Origin of the sequence: Mycolicibacterium insubricum, from assembly GCF_010731615.1 — a bacterium.
GTDB classification, from domain to species: Bacteria; Actinomycetota; Actinomycetes; order Mycobacteriales; family Mycobacteriaceae; genus Mycobacterium; species Mycobacterium insubricum.
In genome coordinates, this window is the sequence record NZ_AP022618.1 from 3,385,937 (window position 1) to 3,403,874 (window position 17,938).

Annotated in this window: 16 protein-coding genes; 10 read left to right on the forward strand and 6 right to left on the reverse strand. The window is 69.9% G+C overall.

Annotation, left to right across the window (positions count from 1 at the left end; translation table 11 throughout):
- Nucleotides 1-4 precede the first annotated feature (4 nt).
- The 6 genes from G6N16_RS15995 (at nt 5) to G6N16_RS16020 (ending at nt 6,767) form a co-directional block, all read left to right on the forward strand.
- Nucleotides 5-1,297 carry a PucR family transcriptional regulator gene (locus G6N16_RS15995; RefSeq protein ID WP_083028910.1) on the forward strand — a complete coding sequence of 431 codons (1,293 nt, stop codon included), beginning with the start codon at nt 5-7 and terminating at the stop codon, nt 1,295-1,297.
- A gap of 156 nt (nt 1,298-1,453) precedes the next feature.
- The gene (locus tag G6N16_RS16000; protein ID WP_083028909.1) at nt 1,454-2,374 is read left to right on the forward strand and encodes an ACP S-malonyltransferase; all 921 of its coding nucleotides are present in this window, start codon (nt 1,454-1,456) and stop codon (nt 2,372-2,374) included.
- A gap of 115 nt (nt 2,375-2,489) precedes the next feature.
- A complete protein-coding gene (gene acpM / locus G6N16_RS16005; protein ID WP_083028908.1) occupies nt 2,490-2,795 on the forward strand; it encodes a meromycolate extension acyl carrier protein AcpM in 306 nt (101 codons plus the stop codon).
- On the forward strand, nt 2,792-4,042 hold the full coding sequence (kasA, locus tag G6N16_RS16010) for a 3-oxoacyl-ACP synthase KasA (RefSeq protein ID WP_083028907.1): 1,251 nt from the start codon (nt 2,792-2,794) through the stop codon (nt 4,040-4,042). Before acpM ends, kasA begins: the two co-directional genes overlap by 4 nt.
- Before the next feature lie 29 nt (nt 4,043-4,071).
- Complete coding sequence (gene kasB / locus G6N16_RS16015) at nt 4,072-5,325, forward strand: 3-oxoacyl-ACP synthase KasB (RefSeq protein ID WP_083028906.1); 1,254 nt, start codon at nt 4,072-4,074, stop codon at nt 5,323-5,325.
- Between the two features lie 17 nt (nt 5,326-5,342).
- Nucleotides 5,343-6,767 carry an acyl-CoA carboxylase subunit beta gene (locus G6N16_RS16020; RefSeq protein WP_083028905.1) on the forward strand — a complete coding sequence of 475 codons (1,425 nt, stop codon included), beginning with the start codon at nt 5,343-5,345 and terminating at the stop codon, nt 6,765-6,767.
- Between the two features lie 68 nt (nt 6,768-6,835).
- Here the strand turns inward: G6N16_RS16020 and G6N16_RS16025 are convergent, their stop codons facing one another.
- Together G6N16_RS16025 and G6N16_RS16030 are read right to left on the reverse strand one after the other, a co-directional pair.
- Nucleotides 6,836-7,105 carry a hypothetical protein gene (locus tag G6N16_RS16025; protein WP_083028904.1) on the reverse strand — a complete coding sequence of 90 codons (270 nt, stop codon included), beginning with the start codon at nt 7,103-7,105 and terminating at the stop codon, nt 6,836-6,838.
- A gap of 356 nt (nt 7,106-7,461) precedes the next feature.
- Nucleotides 7,462-7,737 carry a hypothetical protein gene (locus G6N16_RS16030; RefSeq protein WP_083028903.1) on the reverse strand — a complete coding sequence of 92 codons (276 nt, stop codon included), beginning with the start codon at nt 7,735-7,737 and terminating at the stop codon, nt 7,462-7,464.
- 319 nt (nt 7,738-8,056) lie between these two features.
- Here G6N16_RS16030 and G6N16_RS16035 point away from each other — a divergent pair, with 319 nt between their 5' ends.
- Together G6N16_RS16035 and G6N16_RS16040 are read left to right on the forward strand one after the other, a co-directional pair.
- The gene (locus G6N16_RS16035; RefSeq protein WP_133052850.1) at nt 8,057-10,699 is read left to right on the forward strand and encodes a glycoside hydrolase family 183 protein; all 2,643 of its coding nucleotides are present in this window, start codon (nt 8,057-8,059) and stop codon (nt 10,697-10,699) included.
- Nucleotides 10,699-11,232, forward strand: coding sequence for a hypothetical protein (locus tag G6N16_RS16040; protein WP_083028901.1), 534 nt, complete (start codon nt 10,699-10,701; stop codon nt 11,230-11,232). Before G6N16_RS16035 ends, G6N16_RS16040 begins: the two co-directional genes overlap by 1 nt.
- A 305-nt stretch (nt 11,233-11,537) precedes the next feature.
- Here G6N16_RS16040 and G6N16_RS16045 read toward each other — a convergent pair whose 3' ends face one another.
- From G6N16_RS16045 to G6N16_RS16055, 3 genes are all read right to left on the reverse strand, one after another.
- Nucleotides 11,538-12,053 (reverse strand): DUF3145 domain-containing protein, encoded by a 516-nt coding sequence (locus G6N16_RS16045; RefSeq protein WP_083028900.1) that lies wholly within the window; start codon nt 12,051-12,053, stop codon nt 11,538-11,540.
- Nucleotides 12,054-12,167: 114 nt separating this feature from the next.
- Nucleotides 12,168-12,995 (reverse strand): serine hydrolase domain-containing protein, encoded by an 828-nt coding sequence (locus tag G6N16_RS16050; RefSeq protein WP_083028899.1) that lies wholly within the window; start codon nt 12,993-12,995, stop codon nt 12,168-12,170.
- A complete protein-coding gene (locus tag G6N16_RS16055; RefSeq protein WP_083028898.1) occupies nt 12,992-13,954 on the reverse strand; it encodes a hypothetical protein in 963 nt (320 codons plus the stop codon). Before G6N16_RS16055 ends, G6N16_RS16050 begins: the two co-directional genes overlap by 4 nt.
- A gap of 121 nt (nt 13,955-14,075) precedes the next feature.
- On the opposite strand from G6N16_RS16055, the gene G6N16_RS16060 reads away from it, so the two are divergent.
- Both G6N16_RS16060 and G6N16_RS16065 read left to right on the forward strand, forming a co-directional pair.
- Nucleotides 14,076-15,164, forward strand: coding sequence for an S-(hydroxymethyl)mycothiol dehydrogenase (locus G6N16_RS16060; RefSeq protein ID WP_083028897.1), 1,089 nt, complete (start codon nt 14,076-14,078; stop codon nt 15,162-15,164).
- Nucleotides 15,161-15,793 carry an MBL fold metallo-hydrolase gene (locus G6N16_RS16065; RefSeq protein ID WP_083028896.1) on the forward strand — a complete coding sequence of 211 codons (633 nt, stop codon included), beginning with the start codon at nt 15,161-15,163 and terminating at the stop codon, nt 15,791-15,793. The genes G6N16_RS16060 and G6N16_RS16065 overlap by 4 nt, the downstream gene beginning before the upstream one ends.
- On the opposite strand, the gene G6N16_RS16070 is transcribed toward G6N16_RS16065, so the two are convergent.
- On the reverse strand, nt 15,787-17,928 hold the full coding sequence (locus tag G6N16_RS16070; RefSeq protein ID WP_083028895.1) for an Hsp70 family protein: 2,142 nt from the start codon (nt 17,926-17,928) through the stop codon (nt 15,787-15,789). The genes G6N16_RS16065 and G6N16_RS16070 overlap by 7 nt on opposite strands.
- Between the last annotated feature and the right edge of the window lie 10 nt (nt 17,929-17,938).

Genomic DNA, 17,938 nt, shown 5'->3' on the forward strand with positions numbered 1-17,938 from the left:
CTCTGTGCCCGATACCCGGTTCGTGCCCCGCTCGGCGCTCGAGGTGCTGGAGAACGTCCCGGAGTCGACGCTGCGCCGGATCAAGCAGTACTCGGGGCGCCTGGCCACCGACGCCGTCGGGGTGATGGCCGAACGGCTGAGCTTCTTCGAGGACCTGACGGCCGATCAGCGGGCCAGCGTGCAACTCGTGGTGCAGACCGCGGTGGCCAAGTTCGTCGAGTGGATGGCCGACCCGCAGTCCAACACCGACCACACCGCCGAGGCGTTCGCGCTGGTCCCGGCGGATCTGACCCGGACCATCTCGTTGCGTCACACCGTCGACATGGTCCGGGTGGCCATGGAGTACTTCGAGCAGGTGGTGCCGCTGCTGGCCCGCTCCGAGGAGCAGCTGACCGCACTGACCGTCGGCATCCTGCGCTATTCGCGGGACCTGGCGTTCGCGGCGGCCTCGGGCTACGCCAACGCCGCCGAGGCTCGGGGCAGCTGGGACGCGAGGATGGAGGCCAGCGTCGTCGACGCCGTCGTCCGCGGTGACACCGGCCCCGAGCTGCTGTCCCGGGCGGCGACGCTGAACTGGGACACCACCGCGCCGGCCACCGTCGTCGTCGGCACCCCGCACCCGGGCACCGACGAGAAACACGCGATCGACGAGATCCGCCGGATCGCCACCCGGCACGGCCGCGCCGCCCTCAGCGACATCCACGGAACCCTGCTGGTGACCATCGTCTCCGGCCAGCTCGGCCCCACCGACCGGTTCCGCTCCGATCTGCTGACGGCGTTCTCCGACGGCCCGGTGGTGCTCGGGCCGACGGCGCCGACGCTGACCGCCGCCTCGCACAGCGCCCGCGAGGCGATCTCCGGTATGAACGCCGTCGCCGGCTGGTCCGGGGCACCGCGGCCGGTCGCCGCGCGCGAGCTGCTGCCCGAGCGTGCGCTGATCGGCGATCCGACCGCGATTGCGACGTTGCAGCTCGACGTCATGCGTCCGCTTGCCGAGGCCGGACCGGCACTGACCGAGACCCTGGACGCATATCTCGATTCCGGCGGCGCCATCGAGGCGTGTGCGCGCCGGTTGTTCGTCCACCCCAACACCGTGCGCTACCGACTGCGCCGGATCGCCGACTTCACCGGCCGCGACCCCGCCGTCCCGCGCGACGGGTATGTCTTGCGGATCGCCTCCACCCTGGGCCGGCTGGGCCTGCAGTCGTCCGGGCCGCAGCACGCGGACGTCGCGGAGCCGGCGGCCGTCGACCCGGGGCATCCCGACGGTTTCCCGCCTGTGGAGTCCCTAAATTAAGGAAGTAACCCGTCTTTCTGGAGAGATCCGAGACACAACCGGCCTACTTCCTAGCTCCCCCACCCGCCGTTTTGTGGGATACCTACAAAAATCCAAGACGACATTCATAATGTCGCACACCGCGCAAAACACCCTTCACAGTGTTCTCTTAATTACGTGCCCGAATCGACTATTGCGCTGCTCGCACCCGGCCAGGGATCTCAGACCCCCGGGATGCTGAGCCCTTGGCTCGAACTGCCCGGCGCCGTCGACCAGATCGCGGCCTGGTCCGCCGCCAGCGGCCTGGACCTGGCCCGCCTCGGCACCACCGCCGAGGCCGACGAGATCACCGATACCGCCATCACTCAGCCGCTGGTGGTCGCCGCGACCCTGCTGGCCGCCCGTCAGCTGCGCGAACGCGGGCTGCTGGCCGACCGCCCGACCATCCTCGCCGGCCACTCCGTGGGCGAGATCGCCGCCTACGCCATCGCTGGGGTGATCAGCCCCGACGATGCCGTCGCGCTGGCCGCCACCCGCGGCCGGGAGATGGCCAAGGCCTGCGCCGAGGTGCCCACCGGCATGTCCGCGGTGCTCGGCGGTGACGAGACCGAGGTGCTGGCGGCGCTGGCCGATTTGGACCTGGTCCCGGCCAACCGCAACGCCGCCGGCCAGATCGTCGCCGCCGGCCGGGTCGAGGCACTGGCCAAGCTGGCCGAGAACCCGCCGGCCAAGGCCCGGGTCCGCCCGCTGGCCACCGCCGGCGCGTTCCACACCCACTTCATGGCATCGGCCCAGGACGCCTACGCCGCCGCGGCGGCCGGGATCGCCCCCAGCGAGCCGACCACCACGCTGCTGTCCAACGCCGACGGCCGGCCGGTCACCTCCGCCGCGGACGCGATGGAAAAGCTGGTCGCGCAGATGACCCGCCCGGTGCGTTGGGACCTGTGCACCGCCACCATGCGCGACGCCGGCGTCGCCGCCGTCGTCGAGTTCCCGCCGGCCGGAGCGCTGGCCGGGATCGCCAAGCGGGAGCTGAAGGGCACCCCGACGCACGCCATCAAGACCCCGTCCGACCTGGACGGACTCGCCGAGATCTGACCGTCCAGGACGAAAAGACCAGCACCACCGAAAGACCAGCACCACCGCAGTACCAGCACTACCTGAAAGCAGCTGGCAACCGTCAGCTGTCCGTTGATAAATAGAAGGAGCCCCCGTGGCCACCACCCCCGAGCAGGAACGAATCATCGCCGGCATCGCCGAGATCATCGAAGAAGTGACCGGCATCGAGCCGTCCGAGGTCACCATGGAGAAGTCCTTCGTCGACGACCTGGACATCGACTCGCTGTCGATGGTCGAGATCGCCGTGCAGACCGAGGACAAGTACGGCGTGAAGATCCCCGACGAGGACCTGGCCGGTCTGCGTACCGTCGGTGACGTCGTCGCCTACATCCAGAAGCTGGAAGAAGAGAACCCCGAGGCCGCCGCCGCGCTGCGCGAGAAGTTCGGTTCGGACTCGTGACCCGTCCTTCCACTGCCAATGGCGGTTTCCCCTCGGTCGTCGTAACGGCTGTCGAGGCCACCACGGCGCTCGCGGCGGATGCCGAGGGCACGTGGAAGGCCCTGCTGGCCGGCGAGAGCGGTATCCGCGTCCTCGAGGACGATTTCGTCACCAAGTGGGACCTTCCGGTCCGCATCGGCGGCCACCTCGTGGACGACATCGACGACCACATGACGCGAATCGACATGCGCCGCATGTCCTACGTCCAGCGGATGTCCAAGCTGGTCTCCGGTCGACTGTGGGAGTCCGCGGGTAATCCCGAGGTCGACCCCGACCGGTTCGCGGTGGTCATCGGTACCGGTCTCGGCGGCGGCGAGAAGATCGTCGAAACCTACGACGCGATGAACGAGGGCGGGCCCCGCAAGGTGTCCCCGCTCGCCGTTCAGATGATCATGCCCAACGGCGCTGCCGCCGTGGCCGGCCTGCAGCTCGGCGCCCGCGCCGGGGTCGTCACCCCGGTCTCGGCGTGTTCGTCGGGCTCGGAGGCCATCGCCCACGCGTGGCGCCACATCGTCATGGGTGACGCCGACTTCGTCGTCTGCGGCGGCGTGGAGGGCGGCATCGAGGCGTTGCCGATCGCGGCGTTCTCGATGATGCGCGCCATGTCCACCCGCAACGATGACCCGGCCGGGGCGTCGCGCCCGTTCGACAAGGACCGCGACGGCTTCGTGTTCGGTGAGGCCGGGGCCATGATGATCATCGAGACCGAGGAGCATGCACTGGCCCGCGGCGCCAAGCCGCTGGCCCGCCTGATGGGTGCGGGCATCACCTCCGACGCGTTCCACATGGTGGCTCCGGCCTCCGACGGTGCACGCGCCGGCCAGGCGATGAAGCGGGCGATCGAGACGGCGGGCTTGTCCGCCGGCGACATCTCCCACGTCAACGCGCACGCCACCGCCACTCCGATCGGCGACGTCGCCGAGGCCAACGCCCTGCGCGTGGCCGGTGTGGACCACGCCGCCGTGTATGCCCCGAAGTCGGCGCTGGGTCACTCGATCGGCGCCGTCGGTGCCCTCGAGTCGATCCTGACCGTGCTCGCCCTGCGCGACGGCGTCATCCCGCCGACGCTCAACTACGAGACACCGGATCCGGAGATCGACCTCGACGTCGTCGCCAAGGAACCGCGCTACGGTGACTACCAGTACGCCATCAACAACTCGTTCGGGTTCGGTGGCCACAACGTCGCGCTGGCATTCGGAAAGTACTGATCGCAGCAGAAGGGACCTGAGCTAGATCCATGGCACCGCTGGCTACGGGCAACGGTCTGCCCAACGTCGTCGTCACCGGAATTGCGATGACGACCGCGTTGGGGACCAGCGCCGAAGACACCTGGAAGAACCTGCTCGACGGGCAGTCCGGCATTCGCACCCTCACCGACTCGTTCGTCGAGGAGTACGACCTCCCGGTCCGCATCGGAGGTCACCTCCTCGAGGAGTTCGACGACGAGTTGTCCAAGGTGGAACGCCGGCGGATGTCCTATCTGCAGAAGATGGCGGTCGTACTGGGCCGCCGGGTCTGGGAGAACGCCGGTAATCCGGAGGTCGACACCAACCGTCTGATGGTGTCGGTCGGCACCGGGCTGGGATCGGCCGAGGAGCTGGTCTTCGCCTACGACGGCATGCGGTCCCGCGGTCTGCGGGCGGTGTCCCCGCTCGTCGTGCAGATGTACATGCCCAACGGCGCCGCGGCGGTCATCGGCCTGGACCGCGGCGCCAAGGCCGGCGTCTGCACCTCGATCTCGGCGTGCGCGTCGGGCTCGGAGGCGATCGCCAACGCCTGGCGCAACATCGCCTACGGCGAGGCCGACATCGCCATCTGCGGCGGCGTGGAGACCAAGATCGAGGCGGTGCCGATCGCCGGCTTCGCCCAGATGCGGATCGTGCTGTCCAACTCCAACGACGACCCCCAGGGCGCCTGCCGGCCGTTCGACCGGGACCGCAACGGGTTCGTCTTCGGTGAGGCCGGCGCGCTGCTGGTCATCGAGACCGAGGAGCACGCCAAGGCCCGCGGCGCCAACATCCTGGCCCGCATCATGGGTGCCTCGGTCACCTCCGACGGTTTCCACATGGTGGCTCCGGACCCCAACGGGGAACGCGCCGGGCACGCCATGAGCCGGGCCATCGAACTGGCCGGCCTGGTGCCCACCGACATCGACCACATCAACGCCCACGCGACGGGCACCAACGTCGGTGACGTCGCCGAGGGCAAGGCCATCAACCGGGCGATGCGCGGGCACAAGCCCGCGGTGTACGCGCCCAAGTCGGCGCTGGGCCACTCGGTCGGCGCCGTCGGTGCGGTCGAGTCCATCCTGACCGTCCAGGCGCTGCGCGACGGGATCGTCCCCGCCACCCGCAACCTGGTCAATCTCGACCCCGAGATCGATCTCGATGTCGTCGCGGGTTCCCCGCGTACCGGTGACTACCAGTACGCCATCAACAACTCTTTCGGATTTGGCGGGCACAACGTCGCGATCGCCTTCGGAAAGTACTGATCACATCTAGGAGTTCCATGACAGCCCCGGCCCCCGACGCGGTGAACGAGTCCGTAGACCCCCGTGACCCGCTGCTGCGGCTGTCCACGTTCTTCGACGACGGCACCGTCGAGCTGCTGCACGAGCGCGACAAGTCGGGCGTGCTGGCCGCCGGCGGCAACGTCAACGGCGTGCGCACCATCGCCTTCGCCACCGACGGGACCGTGATGGGCGGCGCCATGGGCGTCGACGGCTGCGCGCACATCGTCAACGCCTACGACGTCGCCATCAACGAGGGCAGCCCGATCGTCGGCATCTGGCACTCCGGTGGCGCCCGGCTGGCCGAGGGCGTGCGCGCCCTGCACGCCGTCGGCCTTGTCTTCGAGGCGATGATCCGGGCGTCCGGCTTCATCCCGCAGATCTCGGTGGTCGTCGGCTTCGCGGCCGGCGGCGCGGCCTACGGCCCGGCGCTGACCGACATCGTCATCATGGCGCCCGAGGGCCGGGTGTTCGTCACCGGTCCGGACGTGGTGCGCAGCGTCACCGGCGAGGACGTCGACATGGAGTCCCTCGGCGGCCCGAACACCCATCACCGCAAGTCCGGTGTCTGTCACATCGTCGCCGACGACGAGCTCGACGCCTACGAGCGCGGCCGCCGGTTGATCGGCTACTTCTGCCAGCAGGGTCACTTCGACCGGTCCAAGGCCGAGGCCGGCGACACCGACCTGCACGCCCTGCTGCCCGAGTCCGCCAAGCGCGCCTACGACGTGCATCCGCTGGTCGAGGCGCTGCTCGACGCCGACGCGCCGTTCGAGGAGTTCCAGGCCAAGTGGGCGCCGTCGATGGTGGTGGGGCTGGGCCGGCTGGCCGGGCGCACCGTCGGTGTGCTGGCCAACAACCCGCTGCGCCTCGGTGGCTGCCTGAACTCCGAGAGCGCGGAGAAGGCCGCCCGGTTCGTCCGGCTGTGCAACGCGTTCGGCATCCCGCTGGTCGTGGTGGTCGACGTGCCCGGGTATCTGCCCGGCGTGGACCAGGAGTGGGGCGGCGTGGTTCGCCGCGGCGCCAAGCTGCTGCACGCCTTCGGTGAGGCGTCGGTCCCCCGCGTCACCCTGGTGACCCGCAAGATCTACGGCGGCGCGTACATCGCGATGAACTCTCGCTCGCTGGGCGCCACCAAGGTGTTCGCCTGGCCGGACGCCGAGGTCGCCGTCATGGGCGCCAAGGCCGCCGTCGGGATCCTGCACAAGCGCAAGCTGGCCGCCGTCGAGGACGCCGCCGAGCGCGACGCCCTGCACGAGGAACTCGCGCTCGAGCACGAGCGGATCGCCGGCGGCGTGGACTCGGCCGTCGAGATCGGCGTCGTCGACGAGAAGATCGATCCCGCGCACACCCGGTCGGCACTGGCCCAGGCACTGGCCGAGGCCCCGACCCGACGCGGGCGGCACAAGAACATCCCGCTGTAATCCCCAACCGACGCGATCGCCCGGGCTCATGCGAGCCCGGGCGATCGTGTTTTTCGCGAGGTGGCCGTTTACAGCGCGTTCCAGCGCCCCTGTTCCCAGTAGCCCCAACCGCGGCCGTCCCCCGAGCGCATCGGGTCGACGCGGTGACCGTTGTGCCAGAACGCCTGGTGGTCGCGGCGGGCGTCCTCGAGGCCGCGCTGCTCCAGCGGACGTCCGCCGACCTGGCAACCCGGGTGGTCGCAGCGGCCGTAGTCGGCACTGGCGGTGCCCATGGCCAGACCCAGCCCGGCCGCACCCAGCCCGGCCACCAAGGCCGATGCCACGAAATAACGACTCATTGTCACAATGTTCTCCTTGCTTTTCGATGCTCGGGTGTTCACCCCGATGCGAGTGAAATTAGGGAGACGACGTTGGTGATCGCTGCGCCGGCGCTGGCGGCGGGCTGGCAAACCGGTCGCGTTTGGGTGTCGATACCGTCTCGGAAAGAGTTTTGCGCTTTACGGTCAAGCCTGACACGGATGTGGTTTATGTGATCTCTGTTGCAGGGGTGGCGGGTGTTTCAGGTACTGAACTGCGACTATCAGGACCTGCTGCACGACGGCTGGCAAACGGGTGGGAGCCGAAGGGGGCGAAAAGAGAATCGCCCGGACCCCGTTCGGGGTCCGGGCGACTCGCCGGCAAGTCTGCGGAGGGGTTACAGCCAGTTCCAGATGCCGCCGTCCCAGTAGCCCCAGCCACGGCCATCACCCGAGCGCATCGGGTCGACCCGGTGGCCGTTGTGCCAGAACGGCTGGTGGTCACGGCGAGCGTCGTCGATGCCGCGCTGCTCGATCGGACGTCCCCCAATCTGGCAGCCCGGGTGATCGCAGCGGCCGGGGTCGGCGGCGGCGGTGCCCATGGCCAGGCCCAGGCCCGCGGCGCCCAGACCCGCCGCCAGCGCGGAGGCGGCAACAATGCGGCTGATCGTCATGGTTTATCTCCTGTTCTGTCGGGCGGTCGACCCGATGGCACCGACGGTAGGGAGCGGACGTGGGTGGCAGCTTTGGCCGCGCTGGCGGGCCGCTGGCAAACGGGTCACGGATCGACCACCGGAGCTGGGGCGGCACAGGATTCAAGCCTGACACGCCCGGGGCCCCTGTGAAAAAAGTGACAATTGTGCAGGCTGCGCTATACAGTGGTGCCGACTTTCCGAACCTGTGAGTCGTTGCGTTTTCGCTGTAAGTTCGCTGCGGCCGGGATTGGATGGCAGTCATACGTCGGGGGGTCGACGGAATTCAGGGAGCGGTTGCGTGAAGTCTTCAGCAATTATCGGTCGGGTCGGCACACTGGCGGTGGTGCTGGGCGTCGGCGCCGCGATATCCGGCGTGACCGGGATCGCCCAGGCCGACAACCCCAAGCACAACGACCGCAATTCCTCGGCCTCATCGGACAACAGGCCCGGCAACTCCCGGGCCGAGCGACGCGCCGCCCGGGCTGCGGGGTCGGGGCAGGACAAGGGCGCCGATGCCGGCGGCAACCAGGAATCCGGCCAGGCCCGGGCCTCGCACACCCCCAAGACCAAGACGACCCCGTCGGCCGCCGGTGACACCGACAGCACCAGTCCGGATCCCCGGCCGCGGCTGGGCGAACGCCTGCGCACGATCACCGGCAGCCTGACCGGATCGGCCCCCTCGACCGGCGCGCCCAAGACGACCACCCGCACCGTCGAGGAGAGCGCCCCGGCCGCCCAGCCAGAAACTCGGGCCCCGCGGCCGAAGGTGCGCGACCCGTTCGCGGGCGTGCAAGAGGCCGTCGCGAACATTCCCGCGGTCGTCGCCAAGACGCCCGCCCAGTTGGTCGACCGGTCGGCCTCCGGCCTGGGTGCCACCCCCATCACCCGCCCGGATGCCGCAGACGTCCCGACGCGCTCGAACAATCGACGCTCGATCACCGACGTCGCCGCCCGACTGGGCGCCGCGGCGACTCCGGCCGTCACCATGGCCACCGGCCGCGCGGCCGACGTGCCCGCGCTGAGCCGCGCCGCCCTGGCCAAGGCAGAGAACACCGTCGACTCCCAGGGCAGCCCGTTCCGCGGCCTGTCCGTCTTCGGCGAGAAGCAGCTGAGCGATACCCCCGCACCGGTGCAGGCGTTCGTCGCCAATGCGTCCGGCACGCTCGCGAACACTTCGCTCCCCAGCGTCGACGTTCCGGGGGTGAAGCCCGGCGCCGCGGCCACCCTGGTGTCCAGCCTGCTGGTGGCCACCGGGCTCTCGCCGCTGGCCGGCGGTGGCCCCGGGACGCCCACCCAGTCGCCGTTCGCCTGGGCGCTGGCCGCCTGGACCCGCAAGGAAGCCGACAAGGACCTCGAGATCGACGGGGTGGAGGTCAAGTCGGCCAAGGACGGCGAGTCGGTGGGAACCGGCGCCGCGCCAATCACCGCCAGCAGCAACACCGCGATGCGGACCATGGCGGTGGCGCAGAACCAGGACAGCACACCGCAGGTCGGCGAAACCGTGACGGGACCCGGACAGAGCAAGGCCCCGGTGCTCTCCGGCGATATGAGCTCCAAGCAGGTCGGCTGGACCACGGGCCCCAATACCAACACCATGCAGAACTGGTACGTCGGCGGCACCGACCTCGGCATCACCTGGGTCGGTGGCACCGACAAGAACGGCAACCCAGTCGTCTACTCCATCTTCGGCGACACCTACAACACCGGCGGCGCGCCGAACGAGGGCAACGGCTGGCGAGACAATGTGCTGCTGCGCTCGAACGACCTGGATCTGACCAACGGCATCCAGTACAACGACGCCGTGATCAGCCCGGGCGGGGACTACACGAAGAACGCTTGGTGGAACCCCAGCCGCTGGAAGGTCACAGACAACCCGGACGGCAACCGGGCAGGTGCTACCCAGATCATCCCCGACACGGAAATCGACCGGATCGACAAGACCCAGGGCAACAACGTTAAGACGTTCACCCTCATCCCGACCGCGGGACTCGGGGGGAAAGCCGTGATTGACGAAACCGGTCAACAGGCCATCGACGAAGATGGCAACCCGGTGTTCCGGCAGTACGCCACCGTCATGTCGATCAAGCAATGGGGCCAGGCGGGTAGTTGGACCACAAACTGGTCGGCAGTGGCGCATTCCGATGACGGCGGCAAGACCTGGACGATCGATGACAGCAGCGTCCGCCCGTCGACCGGCGGTAATGCCAACTTCCAGCAGAACGCCATGACCTACGGCAAGCCGGGTGATCCCAACTCCTATGTCGACGGGGACACCGCCGGCGAACGCTATGTGTATGTGTACGGCACCCCATCCGGGCGACAGGGCAACGCCTATCTGGCCCGGGTTCCGGAGAACTCCATCGGCGACCTCGACAGCTATCAGTACTACGCCGGTGACAACAAGGACGGCACGGGGAACTGGGTCGTCGGCAAGCCGGACCAAGCCGTCGCCGTGATCACGGCGAATGGCACGAACACCTCGGTGTTCCCGGAGACCGGAATCATCGGCACCATCCTGAAGCCGTTCGTCGGCTTGCTGAAGCTGGTCTACCCGTCAGGCTTCAAGCCCGGTGGCATCTTCTCGTCCAGCAACGGCAACGGCAATGTCAGCGAGATGTCGGTGCAGTACAACGAGTACCTGGGCAAATACGTCGTCATGTACACCGACGGCGGGAACAACGTGGTGATGCGGGTTTCGGACACCCCTGAGGGCGCCTGGTCCAATGCGGTGGTCGTACAGGGCAATGACGGCTACCTGCCCAACACCTCGATGTACGCGCCGATGATCCACCCGCTGTCCGGCACCGGGCAACTCGCCGGCGGAAAGCAGTACCTGTACTACAACCTGTCCCAGTGGAATAACACCGGCAATGGCAGCAATGACTACAACCCGCGGATGATGCAGACCGACCTGTCCAAGTTGAAGATCAGCTACGCCTGATGAACCGCCGCTCGCTCGCCCTGGCTGCTGCCACTGCAACGGTGACCGCAGCCCTCGGCGCGGCCTGCGCTTCCGCCGACCCTGGCCCTGATCCGGCACCGACTCAGGCCGGATCGCCACAGTCCGGGGCCGTGTGCGCGGCGACGCTGGACGGCGCGGTGACGCAACTGCCGGACCAGTCCACCGAGCCCGGCGCCCGCAAGAGCCTGTTGGAGTGCAAGGACGGCTCGTGGCAGGACTACCGTGCCGAGTACCCCAACTCCGACCGGTGGCTGTCCACCGGCCCCGAGCTGGTGCTGCACGGTCAAGGGGTGCGGAACCCGGAGTTCATGGCCGGCCACTGGACGGGTACCCCGCAGGAGTCGGACGCCATCTGCCATGCGACGTATGTGCAGGGCGGCGACGACAACCCGAAGATCACCCAGACCCACGAGGTCAACGGTGATGCCGGCAAACCGGTCGAATTCGAAGCGCCGGTCCGGCTGTTCACCGTCACGCTCACCGGCAACTGCCTCTGGGAGCGCTCCGAGTAGGTCTCGGCTGCAATGCCCGCAGCGACGTCCGTCGGGCGGTCGTCCGAACGTATGAATCTGGTTGCCGGCCCAGGATTCCCGGACACACCACGCCCATGCTGTCGGCCAGCGCCACCTGCAGAAAGGTGGGGGACCTCAGTATCCTCTCGTTCGACAACGGCATGTGTGGTGCCGCGGGAAACAACCAATTCCTCAATCTCCGCTGACGAGTCAACCGGAGAAACGCAGTTGAGCCGCTGACGGGGTCAGCGGCTCAACCTCTCTGCCGTGGGCTTGCGCCCCAAGATCTGGGTCCCGGCCAAGTACTACGTCCCGACGGCGCGGCCCAGCCAGACGGTCTCGGCGACCTCGCCGCCGTTGCGGTAGGGCTCCAGGGCCTCGTCCCAGGCGGTGCCCAGCACGTTGTCGAGTTCGGCGGCGAGGGTGTCGGCGCCGGCGTCCATCAGCGACCGCAGGCGCATCTCCCCCACCATGATGTCGCCGTTGGCGCTCATGGTGCCGCTCCACAGGCCCAGGCTCGGGGTGTGGCAGAAACGCTGTCCGTCGACGCCCTCGCTGGGCTCCTCGGTGACCTCGAAGCGCAGCACCGACCAGGACCTCAGGGCCGACGCCAGCGCGGCGCCGGTGCCCACCGGACCGACCCAGTTGGTGATCGCGCGCAGTTGTCCGGGCAGCGCCGGCTGCGGCGACCACTTCAGGTTCGCCCGGGCATTGAGGGTCGACGACAACGCCCACTCGACGTGTGGGCACACCGCCGCGGGTGAGGCGTGGATGTAGACCACGCCCGATGCCACGTCGGCGAATTGGTTCGACGCACGCATGACTGCTCCTTCAAGTTCGACGAGGGACGTCTTCCCCAACGACCTCTGCCGATCCGAAGCATCACAATGTGTGTGTCTCGCGTGTCTATTGTGCCTCGTGTGGCACCTGTTGCGCTAGTCTGCGCCGATTTCTCTCAGAACCTCATCAGAGAGCGCCGGCCACAGCGGCTTCGCCCAGTCCCCGAAGTCCCGGTCGGTCAGCACCACCAGGGCCAGCTCGGCGACCGGATCGGCCCAGATGAACGTGCCGGACTGGCCGAAATGGCCGAACGTCGACGGGGAGTTCGTCGCACCGGTCCAGTGCGGTGACTTGCCGTCGCGCAGCTCGAAGCCCAGCCCCCAGTCATTGGGCCGCTGGGAGCCGTAGCCGGGCAGGATCCCGCCCAGGCCGGGGAAGGCCACGGTGATCGCCTCGGCGTGCATCTGCGGGGACACCGTCACCGGCGAGAGCAGATCGGCGGCGAATCGGGACAGGTCGGCGACCGTCGACTCCCCGCCGTAGCCCGCGGTCTCGGCTCCCCCGGGCAACGACGAGTCGGCCATGCCCAGCGGCGCGAAGACCGCCTCGGCCAGGTACTCGCCGAACTCGATGCCCGCCCGCTCGGCCACCGTCTGCGCGGCGACCCGGAAGCCGGTGTTGGAGTAGATCCGCTTGATGCCCGGCGGGGCGAGGATCGCGTCGTCGAGCATGGCCAACCCCGACGCGTGGGCCAGCAGGTGGCGCAGCGTCGATCCGGGCGGCCCGGCCGGGGTGTCCCAGTCGCAGGCGCCCTCCTCGACGGCGACCTGCACGGCTCGGGCCACCAGCGGTTTTGTCACCGACGCCAGCCGGAACCGGCGGTTCACGTCGCCGTGGACGGCCAGCACCCGGCCGTCGACATCGATGACCGCGGCGGCGGCGTTCGGTACCGGCCAGTCCGCGATTGCGTCGAGGGCGCTCACTCGCCGAGCAGCCGCCGGATGGCGGCGGCGGTGGCCGAGTCGGCCTCGGCGGCCGCCGAGTCACCGAGGCTGCGGTGGGCCATCATTCGCCACTCGTAGGCGTCGGCGACGTCACGGTGCGGCTGTAGCACTCGGTATTCGCACAATGCGGCGGACAGTGCTTCCACCGCCCGGCGGTGCGCCCCGGTGCGGACGGCGACGACACCCCGCGCGTGCGACGCCCAACCGCGATACAGCCCGCCCAGCCCCAACCGCTCACACCAGCGGTCCATGGCGTCGGCGCCGCGGGCGCTGGTTGCGAGCTCACCGTCGCGGCGCAGGTGGCGCAGCGCGGTGCCGTAGACCTCGCCGGCCCATTCGATCGGCACCCGGGGGTCGTCGGCGCCCGCCAGTGCCTGCGCCAACAGCCGGTGACCGGCATCGGCACGGTCGTCGGCCAGCGCCAGCCGGCCCCGGGCGACCAGGGTCAGCGCCCGCACGGCCGGGTTGGCCAGCAGATCGTCGAGCGCGGCGAGCTCGTCGGTCCCGGCGGTGGCGTCGTCGACCCGGTGCTCGTCGGCCAGGATCGACACCTCCAGATAGGCCAGATAGCCACTGCCCGGTCCGGCGCCGTCGGTCAGCGCGCGCGCCCGCTGGATCCAGCCGCGCGCACTCACCCGGTCACCGCGGGTCAGCCAGGCCAGGGCCAGCTCGGTGGCCTGTTCGCCGGCCAACACCGGGTCGCGGCGGGCGTAGCGGGTGAAGACCAGCTCGGCCAAGCGGGTGGACTCGGCCAGTCGGCCCAGCCGACGGGCCGCGATCGCCAGCGCCGCCAGGTCCTCGGTGTCCAGGGGGCCCAGCGAGCTGGCGGCGGTGAAGCCCGCATAGCTGCCCTGCCAGTCGCCCGCGGCATGCGCGGTCCGCGCCGCAGCCGTCAGGCCGCGCCGCACGTCATCGCGGGATTGCGCGGAGGTGGTCATACCACCCCACGGTACTGCCGTCGCGGACTCGCGCAACGTGCGCCGCGCCCGCTCAGGCCACCGAGACGAGTGTTTGGACACCATTCCAACAAACCTTGCGCGGGGCGCTAGGTTGATAGCCATGAGCCAGACAGTGCGCGGTGTGATTTCTCGGAAAAAGGGCGACCCGGTCGAGCTGGTCGACATCGTCATCCCCGATCCCGGCCCCGGCGAGGTCGTCGTCGACGTCATCGCGTGCGGCGTCTGCCACACCGACCTGACCTACCGCGAGGGCGGCATCAACGACGAGTACCCGTTCCTGCTGGGCCACGAGGCCGCCGGCACGGTCTCGGCCGTCGGGCCCGGGGTCAGCCACGTCGAGGTCGGCGACTTCGTCGTGCTGAACTGGCGCGCGGTGTGCGGCGAATGCCGGGCCTGCAAGCGCGGCCGGCCGCAGTACTGCTTCGACACCTTCAACGCCACCCAGAAGATGACGCTGACCGACGGCACCGAGCTGACCCCGGCGCTGGGCATCGGCGCGTTCGCCGAGAAGACCCTGGTCCACCAGGGGCAGTGCACCAAGGTCGACGCCGCTGCCGATCCCGCGGTGGCCGGCCTGCTGGGCTGCGGCGTGATGGCCGGCCTGGGCGCGGCGGTCAACACCGGCAACGTCGGGCGCAACGACACCGTCGCGGTGATCGGCTGCGGCGGCGTGGGCGATGCCGCCATCGCCGGTGCCGCGCTGGTCGGCGCGAAGACCATCATCGCCGTCGACACCGACAACCAGAAGCTGCGCTGGGCGCGGGAATTCGGCGCCACCCACACCATCAACGCGAAAGAGCTCGACGTCGTCGCGACCATCCAGGACCTCACCGACGGGTTCGGCACCGACGTCGTCATCGACGCGGTCGGCCGCCCGGAAACCTGGAAGCAGGCGTTCTACGCCCGCGATCTGGCCGGAACTGTTGTGCTGGTGGGTGTTCCGACGCCCGACATGCAACTGGAGATGCCGCTGGTGGACTTCTTCTCCCGCGGCGGATCACTGAAGTCGTCGTGGTACGGCGACTGCCTGCCCGAGCGCGACTTCCCCACCCTGATCAGCCTCTACCTGCAGGGTCGGCTGCCGCTGGACAAATTCGTCACCGAGCGCATCGGCCTGGAAGCCGTCGAGGATGCCTTCCACAAGATGCACGATGGCGGGGTGCTGCGCTCCGTGGTGGTGCTCAAGTGAGTCCACAGCCCGGGATCGAGCGCGTCGTCACCCACGGCACCTTCGAACTCGACGGCGGCAGTTGGGAAGTCGACAACAACATTTGGATCGTCGGTGACGACAAGGAGGTCATCGTCATCGACGCCGCCCACGACGCGGCGGCCATCGAGTCGGCCGTCGGCAATCGGCATGTGGTGGCGGTGGTCTGCACGCACGGCCACAACGACCACATCACCGTCGCCCCGCAGCTGTCGAAGGACTTCGACGCACCGGTGCTGCTGAACCCGGCCGATGAGATGTTGTGGCGAATGACCCACCCGGACAGCACATTCCGGACTCTGACCGACGGCGAGACGCTCCGCGCCGACGGTATCGAACTGCACGCCATCGCCACTCCCGGGCATTCGCCCGGATCGACCTGTCTGTACGCGCCGGACCTCGGCGCGGTGTTCTCCGGGGACACCCTGTTCCAGGGCGGGCCAGGCGCCACCGGTCGGTCGTTCTCCGACTTCCCCACCATCCTGGGGTCGATCAAGGACAAGCTGGGCAAGCTGCCCGCCGACACCGTCGTCTACACCGGACACGGGGACACCACCCGCATCGGTGACGAGATGGTGCACTACGACGACTGGGTCGCCCGCGGTCACTGACCGTGGTGGCCCCGCGCGTCGGGGTTGGCAGTGGAAGCCGGTGACCCGGCCGACGGTGCCGGCTCCTGAGGTTCGGGTTCCTGGCGCTTGGGTGCCGGGCTGGGGCTCGGAGCCGGGGCGCTGTGCGTCGGGCTGGGCGGCGTCGCGGTTGACGACGGGGCGCTCGGCTCCGGTGACTTCGGCGTCGGGCTCGGGGAACTCGGCGCCGGCTTCGGACTGGACGGCTCCGGACTCGGCTTGGGGCTGGGCGCCGGTGAGGTCGGACTCGGCGTGGGCGATGCCGGGGCCTCACGCGGCTGCGACGGCTGGTTGCCGCGCGGCAGGCCGTCGCCGAGGATCGGCAGGCCCAGCGTGAGGTCGGGGATCTGCAGGCTCGGCACCGGGAACGGCACCGCAACGGGGTCCACCGCCGGCGCGGGTATCTCGGCGGGCGCCGCGGCGGGTTCGGGTGCCGGAGCCGCCGCGATCGGCCGCTGATTGTTGACCTGGACCACCGGACCCTGGACAACCTGCGGCGCTTCGGCGACAGGTGCCGCCGGGGCGGCGACGGTCGGCGCGACGGGCGCGGTCCCGGTCTGCGCGACGGGCGTGGCCACCGGGGCCATCGTCGGCGCGTCCGCCTGCGGAGCGGGTGAAGCCGCCGGGGCGGCGGTGACCGGAGCTGCCTGCGTCGCCGTGGAGGACTCCGAGGAGGTGTAGGTGAGCGCAACGGCCACCCCGCTGATCCCGCCGGCAATCAGCGCCGCCGCCACCAGGGCCGTCAGCACCGGATGGCGACGCCGGGTATCCGGGACGGCGGGCGGTTCCGGGACCGGGTCGAAGGCGATCAGCGGCCGGGCCGTCGTCCGGTTCTCCCCGGCCTCGGCCGGCTCCCGGTCGACATCCGGGCCGTAGCTGTCCGCGTCGTCGATGTCCGCGTCGAGGGCCGCCAGGTCGATTTCCCCGGTGAACGGCACCGGTTCGGGGGCGTCGTCGCACTCCGACCAGGCCAGCGCCAGCACGGGCGCCGCGTTGGCGAGCTCGGTCGCCGGGGCGACCGCGGGTGCGACGGCGGCGGACTGCAGTGCGGTGGCGGCCTCGGCGGCCGGGTTGCGCACGGCGCGCAGCGCCGCACCGGTGGCTGCGGTCAGCGCCGGTGCCGGCGCGGTGATCACCGGGACGCGCAGCCGCTGTGACAGCGCGGTGGTCACCGCGGGCATGGCGGCCATCCCGCCGACGGTGGCGACCGCGGCCAGCCGCGACGGCCCGATGCCGTGGTCGGTCAGCAGGCTCTCCATCTCGTCGAGCAGACGGCGCAGGCCCGGCGCGGTCAGCTCGTCGAGTTCGGCGCGGGTCAGCCGCAGCTCGGCCGGCCCGCCGGGCAGGTGCGCGGTCACGGCGGTGACCGTCGCGGCCGACAATCGGTGTTTGGCATCGCGGCATTCGCGGCGCAGTTCGCCGAGGGTGCCGATCGCGGAGGTGGCGGTGGCATCCAACCGGCCGGGCAGCGCGTCGAGCACATGAGTCAGCACGGTGCGGTCGACCAGGTCCCCGCCGAATTCACCCGATCGCCGGGTCTCCCCCACGCGGCGGTAGCCGTTGTCGGCGTCGAGCAGGGTCAGCGATGTCCCGCTGCCGCCGATGTCGCACAGCGCGATGATTCCGTGGGTCGGCAGGCCGGGCCGTCGTATCAGCGCGGCGACGGCGGCCGCGTAGTCGGGCAGCAGCACGGGTGGGGTGCCGTCGAAATACCGGGGAAGTGCGTGGCGCAGGGCGGTGACCGCGGCCGGGCTCCAGTGGCCGGGCAGGCTGATCGCCAGGCCCGGTGGACGCCGACGGCCGCCGAGCGCGACGTCGGCGATATCGCGCAGCGCACCGGCCAGCAGGTCCTCGGCGCGATGGGCCCCGCCGCGCTCGTCGATCACGGCGATCGGGTCGCCGACCCGGTCCACGAACCCGCCGATCGGCGCGGCGCCCGCGCCCTCTGCGCCGACTCCGCCTGAGTCTGCGGCGGACCTCGTGCTCGCGGAACTACACCGCTCGCCGAATCCGCCGGGCAACCGGCGCACCGCATCGCCGGTGATGCCGCGTTCGGCGGTCACCGCCGCCAGCCGGGTAGCACCGACCGAGAGCCCGATACCGGGGACGTCCGCCATCTCACCCGCC